The organism is Vibrio sp. ABH4_348 (assembly GCF_056159765.1).
Genome location: NZ_JBSWVW010000001.1, coordinates 417,161 through 431,890 on the forward strand (window position 1 = coordinate 417,161; position 14,730 = coordinate 431,890).

Sequence of the window (14,730 nt, forward strand, 5' to 3'; positions counted from 1 at the left end):
ATATGGCCGCTGAGTTGGCAGATCTTCGCGATGATATCGATGCCGTCGATAAGCAAATACTATCGTTGCTTAAGCAGCGTTTGTCTTTGGTAGAAAAAGTAGGTCAGGTTAAGAGTCAGCACGGTTTACCTATTTATGCGCCAGATCGAGAGGCAGCTATGTTGGCATCTCGACGCGAAGAAGCGGAAAAAATGGGCGTGCCGCCTCAACTTATTGAAGATATTTTGCGTCGTACCATGCGTGAATCCTATGCCAGCGAGAAAGATTCGGGCTTTAAATGTTTAAAACCTGAATTAGGCAAAGTTGTCGTTATCGGTGGTCGTGGACAGCTAGGTAGGTTGTTTGCCAAGATGTTCACGTTGTCTGGTTATGACGTTGAAATTGTGGGGCGCGATGACTGGGAAAAAGCAAACGACGTATTCGACCAAGCAGGTCTAGTTGTGGTCACGGTACCGATTCATTTAACCGAAGCCGTCATTGATAAACTAACCAACCTCTCTGAAAACTGTATTCTCTGCGATTTAACTTCGATTAAGAATAAGCCACTGCAGGCAATGATGAAGGTACACGCTGGACCAGTAGTAGGATTGCACCCAATGTTTGGTCCGGATGTTCCTAGCTTAGCAAAACAAGTCATTGTTCATTGTGAAGGACGTGGTGCTGAAAATTATCAGTGGCTGTTAGAGCAGTTCAAGATTTGGGGAGCGAGTCTTTGTGCTATGGATGCTGAAAAGCACGACAATGGCATGACATTGATCCAAGCATTACGTCACTTCACGTCTTTTGCGTATGGATTACACTTGAGTCAGGAAAACCCGGATATTGATGATCTTCTGGCTTTGAGCTCACCGATCTATCGTCTTGAGCTAGCCATGGTAGGCCGCTTATTTGCACAAGATTCGTCATTGTACGGAGACATCATTTTGTCTTCAGACGATAACATTGCGATGATTCGCCGCTTTCATCAGTGCTTCGGGGATGCACTTGAAATTCTCGATGCAAAAGACAAAGGCAGATTTGTCGAGGAGTTTTCTAAAGTATCAGATTGGTTTGGTGACTATTCGCAGTCCTTTATGGCAGAAAGCCAGAAGTTGTTGAAGCAAGCCAATGACTCGATTCACAGACAGTAACCACGGAAGACGAGTGGAAAGTCGAGTTACACTTTAAACCAATGAAACCAAAAAAGTGGCATTTTAAAGCCACTTTTCGTTTTTTAACCATGCCATTTATTTAGTGTTCTTCGCCTAAGTCTGACAGGTGTTCGATTTCTCGATGCAGTAAATCATCATTACCCACATTGAGCTCAACCAATCTTTTTAAATGACCAATGCTGTCAATATCGATATTGACAATACTCAGCCTTAACTGGGAAATATGGTTTTCCAATACTTCGGCTGTTGCTTCAATACAAACATCACTGTCTGGTAGCGTAAATGATATTGCTACATTTTGAGTCGCATCGATCCAATCGGTATCTTCAGCACTAATCAATAACAATCCGTGCAGTGATAAATCACGAATTTGAACAGTAACCACTCTCCCGGCTTGGGTTAACTCAGCGGGGGCATGATAGATAATTCTGGAAAAACGACGTCGTTCTGTCATGTGAAGTTCCTAAGTACACCTGCAGTAAGCCTAGCAGAGAATTTGGTTATTCTATAGTCATATGAACAAAGATACCTAGGGCGTGTCGACAAAAAAGCCGCTCTTGAGAGCGGCTAGTAAAGTATGAGTTAACTTATTGCTTGGCAATACGTTTGTATTTAATACGATGAGGTTCAGCTGCTTCAGGACCCAGTGTCTTCTTCAACCACTCCATGTACTCGGTGTAGTTACCCTCGTAGAAGTTAACCTGTCCTTCATCGCGGTAGTCGATAATATGGGTTGCGATGCGGTCTAAGAACCAACGGTCGTGCGAGATCACCATGGCACAGCCTGGGAATTCAAGTAAGGCTTCTTCCAGTGCTCGTAGCGTTTCAACGTCGAGATCGTTGGTTGGCTCATCGAGCAGTAGTACGTTACCGCCGGCTTTCAACAGCTTGGCCAAGTGCACGCGGTTACGTTCACCCCCAGACAGTTCACCAATTATCTTTTGTTGATCAGAGCCCTTGAAGTTAAAACGTGAACAATAAGCGCGAGCAGGGATCTCAAAATTATTGATTTTGATGATGTCAGCACCTTCCGAGATTTCTTGGAATACGGTTTTGCTGTCGTCCATGGAATCGCGGAACTGGTCAACCGAAGCCAGTTGAACCGTGTCACCCATGTCAATCGTACCGCTATCAGGTTGTTCGGTACCACTTAGCATTTTAAATAGGGTCGATTTACCAGCGCCATTCGCACCAATAATGCCGACAATTGCCCCTTTTGGCATACTGAACGACAAGTCGTCAATTAGAACTCGGCCGTCGAATGACTTGGTTAAGTTCGAGACTTCAATAACCTTGTCACCTAAACGCTCACCAGGAGGGATAAATAGCTCATTGGTTTCATTACGCTTTTGATGATCTGTATTTTGCAGTTCTTCAAAGCGTGCCATACGAGCTTTTGATTTAGCTTGACGACCCTTCGGATTTTGACGAACCCACTCAAGCTCTTTCTCGATTGTCTTTTGACGCGCTTTTTCTTGAGACGCTTCTTGTTGCAGTCTCGCGTCTTTTTGCTCTAGCCAAGATGTATAGTTACCTTCCCATGGAATACCTTCACCACGGTCAAGTTCAAGAATCCAGCCTGCCGCATTGTCGAGGAAGTAACGGTCGTGCGTAATGGCGACCACAGTACCCGTGTAATCCACAAGGAATCGTTCTAACCAAGCCACAGATTCAGCATCTAAGTGGTTGGTTGGCTCATCGAGTAGCAGCATGTCTGGCTTTTCAAGAAGCAAACGACAAATGGCAACACGGCGGCGCTCACCACCAGACAGATGTTCAATTTTTTGGTCCCATTCAGGAAGACGCAATGCATCCGCAGCACGTTCCAATGAGTTTTCTAGGTTGTGACCATCTTTGGCTTGAATCAGTGCTTCTAGCTCACCTTGCTCTTTAGCAAGAGCGTCAAAGTCAGCGTCTTCTAAAGCATACTCAGCGTACACCTCATCCAGTCTCTTTAAAGCACCAGCCACGTCTGAAACGGCTTCTTCAACAATTTCGCGAACGGTTTTAGTTTCATCGAGAACCGGTTCCTGAGGAAGGTAGCCAACATTTAGACCAGGTTGAGGACGAGCCTCACCATCAATGTCGGTATCGATGCCTGCCATAATACGCAGTAAGGTAGATTTACCCGCACCGTTCAGACCTAGAACACCAATTTTGGCGCCAGGAAAAAAGCTTAGAGAAATATCTTTAAGTATTTGACGCTTAGGTGGCACAATTTTGCTCACCCGCGACATGGTATAAACGTATTCAGCCATCGACCGACTTTCCCAATTAAGTATTTATTTCGCTGGGCATTCTATCCAAATTCTCTGAATCTGTCATACCCCAGTCATTGAGACTGAGTATAGTTTTTCCATGATAAATCGCTCAGGTTTTGGTGGTGGTTATTAGGGCGTGTTGACCTTTCGAGCTGATTTTTGCAGCCGTTTGTGGGTTCTTTATACAAGGCAGAGGCTTTGATGCGTAGTTATTCTACTCGATAAGCCGATAACGCCGTAGAAAGGAGCCACAAACGCTGCCCGTAGGGTTCGGCTGCGCGCCCCGGGCTAAAAGCGTTTTACTCTTTGTTGAGAGATGTTTTGCTTAGAATGACTAGGCTACAAACCTCTCGCCGCGATTAAAACGCTTTTTTCTGGGGACGCCTAGTCCGAACAAAATTTAATCGCGAAAGGTCAACACGCCCTAGTGTTTTACGTAGTAATGTCTCAAGATTTCGGGCCAAAGATGTGGCACAAGGCGCACAAAGGCCTATTGACAGAGAGTTTCCGTAAACTTGATAGAAACTTTTCTAGGTAAGTCGCTTCTATAATTAAACTCATTGGTGCCACATCTTCTATAAGTTTTCATGTGAACCAGTAACTATTCAGACGCACTGGACTATGAATTAGTGCGCGGCGCTTCAAAAGGACTAGGTAAATGTATTTCTCTTCAAAAGCCAAAGTGAGTTGGCTTTTAACCTCTATGGGGGTGATGCTTGCACCAAGCAGTGCGTTTGCATTATCGCTCAACGAGCAAAGAAACTTGTATGACCAAGTACAAGAGGCATTGGATAAGAAGGATCTGGCTTTTTACCAATCATCGATCAACCAACTGACTGGCTACCCACTTGCACCTTACTTAGATTACCGAGCATTTTTGGTTGATTTACAAAATAAGTCCCCGAGGCAAGCAACTCAATTTGAAGACAACCACAAAGCCTATCCTTTCTCTGCTTGGCTTAGCGCAGAATATTTAGATGCAAAGTTTGAAACTCAAAAGTGGCAAGACATTCTAGATTACAAAGCAACCGAACCCAAAGGGCAGAAATATCAGTGTATTTATTACACGGCAAAGTGGAAAGTCGGTGAGCTTGAAGGGGCGTGGAAGGGAGCTGAAAAGCTCTATTTAAATGGTCACAGTGTTGATGACAGTTGTGATGATCTGTTTGCCGCGTGGAAAAAAGCAGGGCTTCAGACAGATGCACTGATTTTGGAAAGAATGCTATTGGCTTTCGACAAGCGAAACCTGAGCTTGATGAAATACCTAAGTAAAAAATTAAATAGCCCTCATAGTAAACGACAAGCGCAGCATGTAATTGAACTTTACCAAAAGCCGGAGCGCGTAGTTCGGTTTGTTCAGCAAAATAGCATGTCAGAGTTTAATCAAGAGTTAGTGGCCAGTGCAGCAAAAAAATGGGGCCGCAGCCAACCAGATGTTGTCCAGTCACAAATTGATTTTGTCGCAAAGCGTGCCAATTGGGATTCAAACACCAGGCAAAAAGTGTTCGACTCAATCGGTTGGCGTTTGATGAATACTGATGAGATGGCAGCCAAAAAATGGCGTGATAGCGCCATAAAATCTAGCAGCAGCACTCGGTTAATTGAACGTAGAATACGATTAGCTATTCAAGAACAAGATTGGAGTAATGTTGAAAGCTGGATTCATATACTTCCTAACGAAACACAGCAATCGATGCGTTGGCAATACTGGTTGGGTCGAGCTGAAGTAGAGCAGGGAATTGTCACCAATGGAATGAAGCGGTTGGAGCAGCTTCTGGGTCAAAGGAATTTTTACAGTGTGGCGGCAGCAACGTCATTACAGCAAAGTTATGACTTTTCATACATGTGGCTGGATTATGATTTTCAGACCATCGCAAAGTTCACTTCTGATTTAGAACGGATTGATGAACTGATTGTCCGCGATAAAATCGGCGCGGCAAAACTTGAGTGGCGTTGGTTGTTGAGTCGAGCTTCGGTCAATCAACGCAAAATGTTAGCGGGTTATGCGGCGAAGCAGCGTTGGCATCATTTAACCGTAGAAGCAAGTATTCAAGCCAGAGCATGGGACCATTTGGAAATTCGTTTTCCGGTTGCGCACCAATGGTGGTTTAATTTTTACGGAGACAAATTGGATATTGACCCACTCACCTTGATGTCTGTGGCTAGACAAGAAAGTGCTTTCGATTCGCAGGCGCGTTCAGGAGCCGGGGCAAAAGGTATTATGCAAATCTTGCCGTCAACCGCGAAGTACACAGCACGAAAGTACAAGTTGTCATATCAAGGTAGCTCGGATTTGTTTGAAGTTGGCAAAAACATCGAAATCGGTAGCCGTTATCTGAAGAGCTTACTCAGCCGATACAATAACAATCGAATTTTTGCTTTTGCAGCGTATAATGCCGGACCACACAGAGTCTCGGTGTGGCGAGAGCGCAGCGCGGAAACTTTAGATGTATTCTCGTTTATTGAAACCATACCGTTTACTGAGACTCGTGGCTATGTTCAAAATATTCTAATGTTTGAGAGTTATTACCGCGACTTACTGGAAGTCGATGGCGTATTCTTAAAATCACACGAGTTGAACGCTAAGTATTAGTGACAAAAGGGCAACGATGACTTCACAAAAACCGGATTATCAAAGCTGGCAACAATTATTAGACCTTATTGAAACCAGCGTTGAACGTGAGCAGTTTCAGAGTTTATTAACTATGCTACTGACCCCGGATGAGCGTGATGCTCTGATTTCTCGAGTAAATATCATCAATGAACTGTTGAAAGGTGAGCTCTCTCAAAGACAAATCAGTCAGATGTTGGGAGTAGGTGTCGCGACCATTACCCGAGGATCGAATGAGCTGAAGTCGGTCGATGAAGAAACTAAGCGACAATTAGTCGAGTTACTGTCCAGTTCTAACTGATTCCCTATTATAAAAATGGCCGCTAATTACAGCGGCCGTTTTATTCTTATCTAAAGAGCTATCAAACATTAAAAATGGTTGGGATTGAGAAAAGGAATGAGTGCGAGTATAAGCGCTTGATGGTATACCGAACTGCGCGTCAAAAGGTCGTTAGTGAGTAATGCTATTGCACCACCTTTCTGTTTGATGTTATCGGTTGCGAACGCTTTGTCCATGGCGTCACCGAGCTCAATTCCCCGATAGAGTTCCTCACAAATGGCTGAAGGCAATTGCAAGCTGGCAGAACGTGATTCACCCCTTTGACCATTTGATTCAATCACCATCCACGCGAACGTAGCTCCACCTTCAAATCCTGCTTCTAAACCAACGTAAAATAGGGCATCCGGTTCGAGTGTTTGCGCATTTTTGACTCGATTAACCGCGCCTAGTTTAGTCTCATCGTTTGACATAGGTTGATCCGGTACTTCACTGGGCACGGATACACCCTTGATATTAAACACCTGATCCGGAAACGCTGCTGCAAATGCCGTTTCTACGGCTTTGATTTTTGCAGGGTTTAGAGATGCGACGACAACTTTATTCATTAGTTTGGTAACTGTACTTGTGTTGGTTTGACATTCTCGCTGGGGTAGCAACCGAGCACTTTGACGTGACGGGTAATACTAGTGAGTTCTTGGAGAACGTGTTGCATTGCCTCTGATTCAACGTGGGAATCTAAATCAACATAAAACATTTCTTCCCAAGGGTTACCCATAATTGGGCGCGATTCCAGCTTGGTCATATTGATGTGGTAACGTTTCAAAACGAGCAAGGTATCTACCAGCGCTCCCGCTTCTTGGGACGTCGACATAATCAAAGTAGTTTTGGCCGGGATTTGATGGGAGACATCGACTGGTTTTCTAGCGACAACGATGAAGCGAGTATGGTTTTCTGTTTGATTAGCGATTTGGCTTTGCATTGGCTGAAGCCCGTAAAGCTTTCCACTGCTGGCATTGCCTATCGCTGCAACATCCGGACGATTTAAATCTTTCACTTTCTGCATAGCGTCAGCCGTGCTTGCGCAAGATTCTAACGTCACGTTTTTCAGTCTGCTTAAAAACTCACTGCATTGCTGGTGGGGTTGCGGGTGAGAGTACAAGACTCTGATATCTTCAAGGTGAATGTCTTGTGTAGTCAGCAGGCAGTGTTCGATCGGGAGTGTAATTTCCCCAACAATGTGAAGAGTAGTGTGTTGTAACAAGTCATACACTTCGTTGATCGAACCAGAACTCGTATTCTCAATCGGCAACACCCCAAAGTCGGCGTGACCGGATTCAACGGTTTTTGCGACGTCTTTAAAGCTCGGACAGTTTAGCTCAACCAGTTCGTTGTTTTTTCGACTGAAATATTCATTGCTGGCCAGATGTGAATAAGAGCCTTTGGAACCAAGAAACGCAACGCGCGCTAATGGTTTTCTGCTCAACTCTGGGTTTGCCAAGTTTTGAAGGTATGCTTGTTGCAGCAACACAGAATCTTCAATGATGGTGTGGAACAGTTTGGTAATGTATTCCGCGTCTAGATCGTATTTCTGCTGACCATTGGTAATGAGTTTAACTAATAGCTGCTGCTCTCGACCGGCATCGCGAACGGGTTTAGAGGTTTTTACTTTGCTCTTGGCGACCTGCAGACTCAGTTGTCTGCGCTCGGAAAGCAGAGACAGTAGTTGGTCATCAAGTTGATTTAAGCGTTGTCGAATATCTTCCAACGAACTGGCGGTTTCACTCATGTTTATGTCCTTAATAATGAAAAAGGCCTCCTTTCGGAGGCCTTGTGTTCGTTTTTGACTTTTTCTTTCGAAAACGAATTAGCCCCCAAATCTAGTGGCTAAAGAAAAACTCAAAAAAGAACACGGAAAACTGCATAAAAAACTCGTATTAATGAATGCAAAAACACAATAAGCAAGCATGCTTAAGAGGTCAAGAAAAAAAGTGGTGCTCTAGGCACCACGTTTAGAAATTGATTATCTGGTATTCGACTATTCTGCCACAGCAACTCTTTCGTTTCTTCTCGCTTCTGGCTTATGTCTCGCCTTGTTTAGCTGTCTTTCCAGTTTTTGTTCTACATCGTTAATAGCGATATACAGGTCGTTATGGGTCGAAGATGCGATTAATTGACCATTTGGAATGGTAAGCACCGCTTCAAATTTCTTTTGCTTATTTGGTTGTTCGCTGAAGCTTGCCTGACATCCAATAATATCCGCTTGCCATTTTTCTAACTTACCCAGTTTCTTCTCGATGTGGTTGCGGATTGCAGAGGTGATTTCGATGTTTTTGCCAGTTAAATTTACTTTCATAAGTGACTCCTCTGTGTCTCTTTTCATTCGGCTCACTTTCAGATTACTCATTCAGGCCAAATTAAATGTGATCTAAGTCATTTTATATTGTCGTGAACACAAGGTTTTCAGGGAGTGTGACTAACTGCGAATAGTACTTAATTAATTGTACGGTTTTGCTTGAAAGTTACGTTCAATGACGTACATTGGATTAAGTTTGTTACTAAGAATCTCCGTTTTTAGTGGCTTTGTTCGAGCTAAATATTTTGAATGCTACACTTCAATTCGTTCGCAGGCTTGAACACTTACAAAGAATCTTAAAAAAAACGCCTAGAATACGAATTCTAGGCGTTTTTTAATTTCATCTTAATTTTTGGTTATCAGTAGCTCGGGTTTAAGCGAATGAGCTCTTTAGTACGTTCAACCGACTCTTCCAAGCCTAACTGTTTGTATGCTTCAAGTTGAATCCACAATGACTTTCGCGCCGCAATGGTATCTGGGTACGAGCGTTGGATCTCTTGGCTGCGTTTTACTGCTGCTATCCAAGCTTCACGTCGCAAGTAAAAATCGGCAGTAGCGAGGTCATAGTTGGCAAGACGATTTTTCAACGCCTCAAGACGCTTTTGCGCGTCTTGCGCATATTGGCTATTCGGGAAGCGCAGTAGTAGCTTTTTGAAATCTGCAAAAGCGGCTTTTGCCGGCTCAGGATCGCGGTCGCTACGTTCAATATTAAGTATTTCATGCATGATGCTGGTGTCTTGAGCCATATTACTCAAACCGCGCATGTAGATTACCCAGTCTAACTTTTCATGAGTTGGGTTTAAGCGAGAAAATCGCTCTATTGTTGCAAGAGCTAACGCAAGGTCACCATTTTTGTAGTAGGCGTAAATCAAATCAAGTTGCACCTGCTCCGAATACGCGCCGAACGGATAGCGTGAATCTAACGCCTCCAATTTTTCTATTGACGAGTTCCAAGCACCTTCTTGCAAAGCCGTTTGAGCCTCTGAATACAAAATAGAGGGCGGAACATCAGGTACTACAGCGGGTGTGTTTTCACACCCAGCTAACAAGGTTATAGCCAATAATCCAGAGAGAGTTTGCAATTTCATTTCAGGCGTCGTGTCCTTCAGTATTTATTTCTAGTGTGTTCGTTACATTCACTGGCGTAACAGATACAATGAAGAAATCACACATTTTTCCACAGTCGTGACAATTAGTCTCACTGTTTTTAAAAAAGTTCGATATGGCTCAGCAGATTGAATTAACAGATACTGTTAAAGACACACAACTTGGTCAACGATTAGACCAAGCCCTAGCCGAATTGTTTGGCGATTTTTCCCGTTCGCGTATTAAAGAATGGTTGCTTGATGGCAAGGTCACGATTGATGGCGTAACAGTGACCAAACCAAGAACTCGGGTCATGGGTGGTGAAACTATCACTTTGATTGCAGAGCTTGAAGACGAAGAACGTTGGCTACCACAAGATATCCCGTTGAACATTGTCTACGAAGATGACGATATCTTGGTGATTAATAAGCCTCGAGATTTTGTAGTACATCCGGGAGCGGGTACTCCAGATGGAACTGTGCTCAATGCATTGCTTCATCACTTCCCTGCAATAGCAGAAGTACCTCGTGCAGGTATCGTTCATCGTCTAGATAAAGATACGACAGGCCTGATGGTTGTAGCAAAAACAGTCCCAGCTCAGACCCGTCTAGTTCGAGCACTTCAAAAGCGCAATATTACTCGAGAATATGAAGCGATAGCGATTGGCCGAATGACGGCTGGTGGCAAAGTCGATCAGCCCATCGGGCGTCATTCTACAAAACGTACTTTGATGGCCGTTGCGCCTATGGGAAAGCAAGCCGTGACACATTATCGTGTGGCCGAGCATTTCCGAGAGCATACTCGTATTCGATTAAGACTGGAAACCGGTCGTACTCACCAGATTCGAGTGCATATGGCTTATCTTCAACATCCGCTATTAGGTGATACACCATACGGTGGGCGAGCGAGAATCCCGACTGGTGCCAACCAAGAGTTGACCGATCGAATTCGGAACTTTGATCGTCAAGCACTTCATGCCGCCATGTTGCGATTTGACCACCCAGTTACGGGTGAAGAGTTGGAGTTTCACGCTCCAATCCCTGACGACATGGTCGAAATGACAGAAATGTTGCGCGAAGATACTAAACAACACGGAATGCCGGACGAGTACTAAATGAATTGGCTAACAGCAAACTGGCCTGCGCCTCAACATGTGAAAACCGTTTCAACAACTCGTCACGACGGACAATCGGCTGGCGGGTATTCAAGTTTAAATTTGGGACAACATGTCGGCGACGATCCAGATCTTGTTAGCCAAAATAGACGCTTGCTTCAATCGGAATCTGAAATGCCCAGTGCACCATATTGGCTAGATCAGATCCACTCAACGCGAGTTGTTGAAGCTAGTAAAACGCCAAAAACATTGCCAGTCAAAGCTGATGCAAGTTTTTCAACAGAACCTGGTGTGGTTTGCACTGTGATGACAGCAGACTGCTTGCCGCTGCTAGTAACTAATTCGAAGGGTACTCAAGTTGCCTCAATTCATGCAGGTTGGCGCGGGTTGGTAGACGGAATAATCGAAAATACACTCAACAAATTTTCCGATGATGTTCTAGTTTGGCTTGGTCCTGCAATAGGACCCAATGCGTTTGAAGTAGGACCGGAAGTCCGGCAAGCGTTTATCGACAAACAGGCAATATCCGAGCAGGCTTTTGTTGCAAGACAAACCTTAGAAAAAGGCAGCTCAGAAACAAAGTATTTGGCTGATATCTATCAGCTTGCTCGTTTTCGTTTGAGAGAGCTAGGTGCCGATCGTATCTACGGTGGTGAGTATTGCACCTTTAGCAATCCCGATTTCTTTTCTTATCGAAGAGATGGACAAACTGGGCGACAAGCCTCCTCTATTTGGATTGCTGATTAATCCCTCTAAAACTCAGTTAACATAAAGCATTCATATTCCTTCTCAGGTCTTGAAATAGGGCGGTGCTATGACCATGTTATAGATAACACCGCTCGTCTGTTTTCAACGACCTTAAAACAATCTCTTAAGTCATATTACGGTCGCTAGGCGAGAGCATTTTTCATGTTCACGTTAACTAGGGTAGGAGATTTACCAATGCGTCTCGATCGTTTCACCAGCAAATTTCAAATAGCGATCTCAGATGCCCAGTCTTTAGCACTTGGGCGTGATCATCAGTATATTGAACCAGTCCATTTAATGGTGTCTTTACTCGATCAAAATGGCAGTCCAGTGCGTCCATTGTTTACGTTATTGAATGTAGACATGACCCAACTTCGCTCAAAGTTGAGTGAAATTTTGGACAAGTTACCCAAAGTCAGTGGCATTGGAGGAGATGTTCAACTCTCGGCAGCAATGGGCACCATTTTTAATCTGTGCGACAAAATTGCCCAAAAGCGCCAAGACGCTTACATTTCGTCAGAGATTTTTTTGTTAGCCGCTCTACAAGATAAAGGTCCGCTGGGAGAACTATTAAAATCCCTCGGTATTACCGAAGGTAAGTTATCTGAAGCAATAGAAAAAATTCGCGGTGGTCAGAAGGTAAAAGACCAAAATGCTGAGGATTTGCGCCAAGCGTTGGAGAAATTCACGGTGGATCTCACCGAGCGAGCTGAACAAGGCAAACTTGATCCGGTTATTGGTCGTGATGATGAAATTCGACGCACGATCCAAGTGTTGCAGCGTCGTACCAAAAACAACCCCGTTATTATTGGTGAACCGGGGGTTGGTAAAACGGCCATTGTTGAAGGTTTGGCCCAGCGAATAGTTAATGGTGAAGTGCCGGAAGGTCTGAGAAGCAAGCGAGTATTGTCTCTCGACATGGGAGCTCTGGTTGCAGGCGCCAAATATCGTGGTGAGTTTGAAGAGCGTTTAAAGTCGGTCCTCAACGAGTTAGCTAAAGAGGAAGGCAATGTCATTCTCTTTATCGACGAAATACATACCATGGTTGGAGCTGGTAAAGGTGAAGGCTCAATGGATGCGGGTAATATGCTCAAACCGGCACTTGCTCGAGGCGAGTTGCATTGTGTTGGTGCTACAACACTGGATGAATACCGCAAGTACATTGAAAAAGATCCAGCGTTAGAACGACGTTTCCAAAAAGTAATCGTCGATGAACCGTCAGTGGAAGATACGGTCGCGATACTCCGCGGTCTTAAAGAGCGTTACGAGCTCCATCATCATGTAGAAATTACCGATCCTGCGATTGTTGCTGCGGCCAGTCTTTCCCATCGTTATATCTCTGATAGGCAGTTACCGGATAAAGCCATTGACCTGATCGATGAGGCCGCATCCAGTATTCGAATGCAGATTGACTCCAAACCAGAAGCGCTAGACCGTTTAGAGCGAAAAATCATCCAGCTAAAAATAGAGCAGCAAGCATTAAGTAAAGAAACTGACGAAGTGAGCGAACGACGATTGGGAATGCTCAATGAAGAGCTGTCCGATAAAGAACGTCAACTTGCTGAACTGATGGAAGTTTGGAATACCGAAAAAGCGGCGTTGTCCGGCACTCAACATATTAAATCTGCACTAGAGCAAGCTCGTATGGATATGGAGTTTGCACGAAGAGCGGGCGATTTAAGTCGAATGTCTGAACTTCAATACGGAAAAATTCCAGAACTGGAAAAACAGTTAGATTTAGCAACACAAGCTGAAATGCAAGAAATGACACTATTGCGCAATAAAGTCAGTGACGCTGAAATAGCAGAGGTACTTTCCAAGCAAACAGGAATTCCGGTTTCCAAAATGCTTGAAGCTGAAAAAGAAAAGCTTCTGCGCATGGAGGAAGTCCTGCATTCGAGAGTGATAGGACAGGAAGAAGCTGTGGCTGTGGTATCAGATGCTATTCGCCGCAGTCGAGCTGGTTTATCCGATCCCAATAAACCAATTGGATCGTTTCTATTTTTAGGTCCTACAGGTGTCGGCAAAACAGAGCTTTGTAAAACGCTCGCTAGCTTTATGTTCGATAGCGAAGATGCGATGGTCCGTATAGATATGTCCGAGTTTATGGAAAAGCACTCAGTCGCAAGACTCGTTGGCGCACCTCCTGGGTATGTGGGGTATGAAGAGGGCGGCTATTTAACAGAAGCAGTTCGACGCAAACCGTATTCGGTAATCCTATTAGATGAGGTCGAAAAAGCTCATCCGGATGTATTTAACTTGTTGCTTCAGGTTTTGGACGACGGACGTTTGACTGATGGCCAAGGTCGAACTGTTGATTTTCGAAACAGTGTGGTAATCATGACTTCCAATCTAGGGTCGACGAGAATACAGGAAAATTTTGCATCGTTAGACTATCAAGGTATTAAAGATGCAGTAATGGAAGTAGTGGGCCAGCACTTTAGACCTGAGTTTTTGAATCGTGTCGATGAGAATGTAGTGTTCCATCCATTGGGAGAAGCACACATCAAGTCAATAGCCGCTATTCAACTACAAAGGTTGGCAAACCGAATGGAAGAGCGGGGTTATGAACTGGAAGTGTCAGATAAAGCGTTGGAGTTTTTAGCCGCTGCTGGGTTTGATCCTGTCTATGGTGCACGGCCACTTAAACGGGCGATTCAGCAATCGGTGGAGAATCCACTAGCGAAGTCGATATTGTCTGGAAGCATCGTACCGGACAAAAAAGTACAATTAATTGTGAGCGGTGAACAAATCATTGCTCATCAATAATTGTCTTAAATAAGCGTCAAAATAGCGGGTTTGGTTGAATCTTGTTCAAACGAACCCATTTTCTATTTTAATTGCGATTTGGCTATTGCCTTCGTCAAACTCTTCCCTATAATGCGCCTCCGTTGTCCAGCGAAACCTGACAAAATCAAATGTAAAAAGTATTTGACACATAAAAGGATATCGCTAGAATGGCAATCCGCTTCGAAGGGTAACCAGACAAGCAAATAGGCTGAGAAGCCTCTCTTTTATAGAGAAACGCTCTTTAACAATATAAACCTATCAATCTGTGTGGGCACTCGTTGATGATAATCCAATTAGAAGCTTAGGCTTCAAATTCGGTTTCAATGAACGAAGTGAC

At 44.2% G+C, this 14,730-nt stretch carries 12 protein-coding genes and 1 other annotated feature; of the genes, 6 read left to right on the top strand and 6 right to left on the bottom strand.

Annotation, left to right across the window (positions count from 1 at the left end):
• Positions 1–2: 2 nt before the first annotated feature.
• Positions 3–1,130, top strand: a complete 1,128-nt coding sequence (tyrA, locus tag ACXAFJ_RS01900; protein ID WP_475321037.1) for a bifunctional chorismate mutase/prephenate dehydrogenase — start codon at positions 3–5, stop codon at positions 1,128–1,130.
• A 100-nt stretch (positions 1,131–1,230) separates the two neighbouring features.
• Here the strand turns inward: tyrA and ACXAFJ_RS01905 are convergent, their stop codons facing one another.
• Positions 1,231–1,605 (bottom strand): PilZ domain-containing protein, encoded by a 375-nt coding sequence (locus ACXAFJ_RS01905; protein WP_475321039.1) that lies wholly within the window; start codon positions 1,603–1,605, stop codon positions 1,231–1,233.
• Between the two features lie 133 nt (positions 1,606–1,738).
• Complete coding sequence (ettA, locus tag ACXAFJ_RS01910; RefSeq protein ID WP_475321040.1) at positions 1,739–3,409, bottom strand: energy-dependent translational throttle protein EttA; 1,671 nt, start codon at positions 3,407–3,409, stop codon at positions 1,739–1,741.
• A 661-nt stretch (positions 3,410–4,070) separates the two neighbouring features.
• Here ettA and sltY point away from each other — a divergent pair.
• Positions 4,071–6,005, top strand: coding sequence for a murein transglycosylase (sltY, locus tag ACXAFJ_RS01915; protein ID WP_475321041.1), 1,935 nt, complete (start codon positions 4,071–4,073; stop codon positions 6,003–6,005).
• Between the two features lie 16 nt (positions 6,006–6,021).
• Positions 6,022–6,324 (top strand): trp operon repressor, encoded by a 303-nt coding sequence (gene trpR / locus ACXAFJ_RS01920; RefSeq protein ID WP_475321042.1) that lies wholly within the window; start codon positions 6,022–6,024, stop codon positions 6,322–6,324.
• Positions 6,325–6,392: 68 nt separating this feature from the next.
• Here the strand turns inward: trpR and yjjX are convergent, their stop codons facing one another.
• The 4 genes from yjjX to bamD form a co-directional block, all read right to left on the bottom strand.
• Complete coding sequence (gene yjjX / locus ACXAFJ_RS01925) at positions 6,393–6,908, bottom strand: inosine/xanthosine triphosphatase (RefSeq protein ID WP_475321044.1); 516 nt, start codon at positions 6,906–6,908, stop codon at positions 6,393–6,395.
• Entirely contained in the window at positions 6,908–8,089 is a 1,182-nt protein-coding gene (gene pheA / locus ACXAFJ_RS01930) for a prephenate dehydratase (protein WP_475321045.1), read from the bottom strand. Before pheA ends, yjjX begins: the two co-directional genes overlap by 1 nt.
• A 16-nt stretch (positions 8,090–8,105) precedes the next feature.
• Positions 8,106–8,226: a sequence feature (Phe leader region), on the bottom strand.
• A gap of 112 nt (positions 8,227–8,338) precedes the next feature.
• Complete coding sequence (gene hpf / locus ACXAFJ_RS01935) at positions 8,339–8,656, bottom strand: ribosome hibernation-promoting factor, HPF/YfiA family (protein WP_475321046.1); 318 nt, start codon at positions 8,654–8,656, stop codon at positions 8,339–8,341.
• A 359-nt stretch (positions 8,657–9,015) separates the two neighbouring features.
• Entirely contained in the window at positions 9,016–9,744 is a 729-nt protein-coding gene (bamD, locus tag ACXAFJ_RS01940; protein ID WP_475321048.1) for an outer membrane protein assembly factor BamD, read from the bottom strand.
• Between the two features lie 134 nt (positions 9,745–9,878).
• On the opposite strand from bamD, the gene rluD reads away from it, so the two are divergent.
• The 3 genes from rluD to clpB all read left to right on the top strand — a co-directional run bounded on the left by rluD (position 9,879) and on the right by clpB (position 14,372).
• The gene (gene rluD, locus ACXAFJ_RS01945; RefSeq protein ID WP_475321049.1) at positions 9,879–10,856 is read left to right on the top strand and encodes a 23S rRNA pseudouridine(1911/1915/1917) synthase RluD; all 978 of its coding nucleotides are present in this window, start codon (positions 9,879–9,881) and stop codon (positions 10,854–10,856) included.
• Positions 10,857–11,603: a peptidoglycan editing factor PgeF gene (pgeF, locus tag ACXAFJ_RS01950; RefSeq protein WP_475321050.1), complete on the top strand. Its 747-nt coding sequence runs from the start codon at positions 10,857–10,859 to the stop codon at positions 11,601–11,603.
• Between the two features lie 195 nt (positions 11,604–11,798).
• Positions 11,799–14,372: an ATP-dependent chaperone ClpB gene (clpB, locus tag ACXAFJ_RS01955; RefSeq protein ID WP_475321051.1), complete on the top strand. Its 2,574-nt coding sequence runs from the start codon at positions 11,799–11,801 to the stop codon at positions 14,370–14,372.
• Positions 14,373–14,730 lie beyond the last annotated feature (358 nt).

Excerpts from the sequence above, each read along its gene's own strand:
- tyrA (WP_475321037.1), top strand. The coding sequence starts at position 3 with ATGGCCGCTGAGTTGGCAGATCTTCGCGATGATATCGATGCCGTCGAT.
- ACXAFJ_RS01905 (WP_475321039.1), bottom strand. The coding sequence starts at position 1,605 with ATGACAGAACGACGTCGTTTTTCCAGAATTATCTATCATGCCCCCGCT.
- ettA (WP_475321040.1), bottom strand. The coding sequence starts at position 3,409 with ATGGCTGAATACGTTTATACCATGTCGCGGGTGAGCAAAATTGTGCCA.
- sltY (WP_475321041.1), top strand. The coding sequence starts at position 4,071 with ATGTATTTCTCTTCAAAAGCCAAAGTGAGTTGGCTTTTAACCTCTATG.
- trpR (WP_475321042.1), top strand. The coding sequence starts at position 6,022 with ATGACTTCACAAAAACCGGATTATCAAAGCTGGCAACAATTATTAGAC.
- yjjX (WP_475321044.1), bottom strand. The coding sequence starts at position 6,908 with ATGAATAAAGTTGTCGTCGCATCTCTAAACCCTGCAAAAATCAAAGCC.
- pheA (WP_475321045.1), bottom strand. The coding sequence starts at position 8,089 with ATGAGTGAAACCGCCAGTTCGTTGGAAGATATTCGACAACGCTTAAAT.
- hpf (WP_475321046.1), bottom strand. The coding sequence starts at position 8,656 with ATGAAAGTAAATTTAACTGGCAAAAACATCGAAATCACCTCTGCAATC.
- bamD (WP_475321048.1), bottom strand. The coding sequence starts at position 9,744 with ATGAAATTGCAAACTCTCTCTGGATTATTGGCTATAACCTTGTTAGCT.
- rluD (WP_475321049.1), top strand. The coding sequence starts at position 9,879 with ATGGCTCAGCAGATTGAATTAACAGATACTGTTAAAGACACACAACTT.
- pgeF (WP_475321050.1), top strand. The coding sequence starts at position 10,857 with ATGAATTGGCTAACAGCAAACTGGCCTGCGCCTCAACATGTGAAAACC.
- clpB (WP_475321051.1), top strand. The coding sequence starts at position 11,799 with ATGCGTCTCGATCGTTTCACCAGCAAATTTCAAATAGCGATCTCAGAT.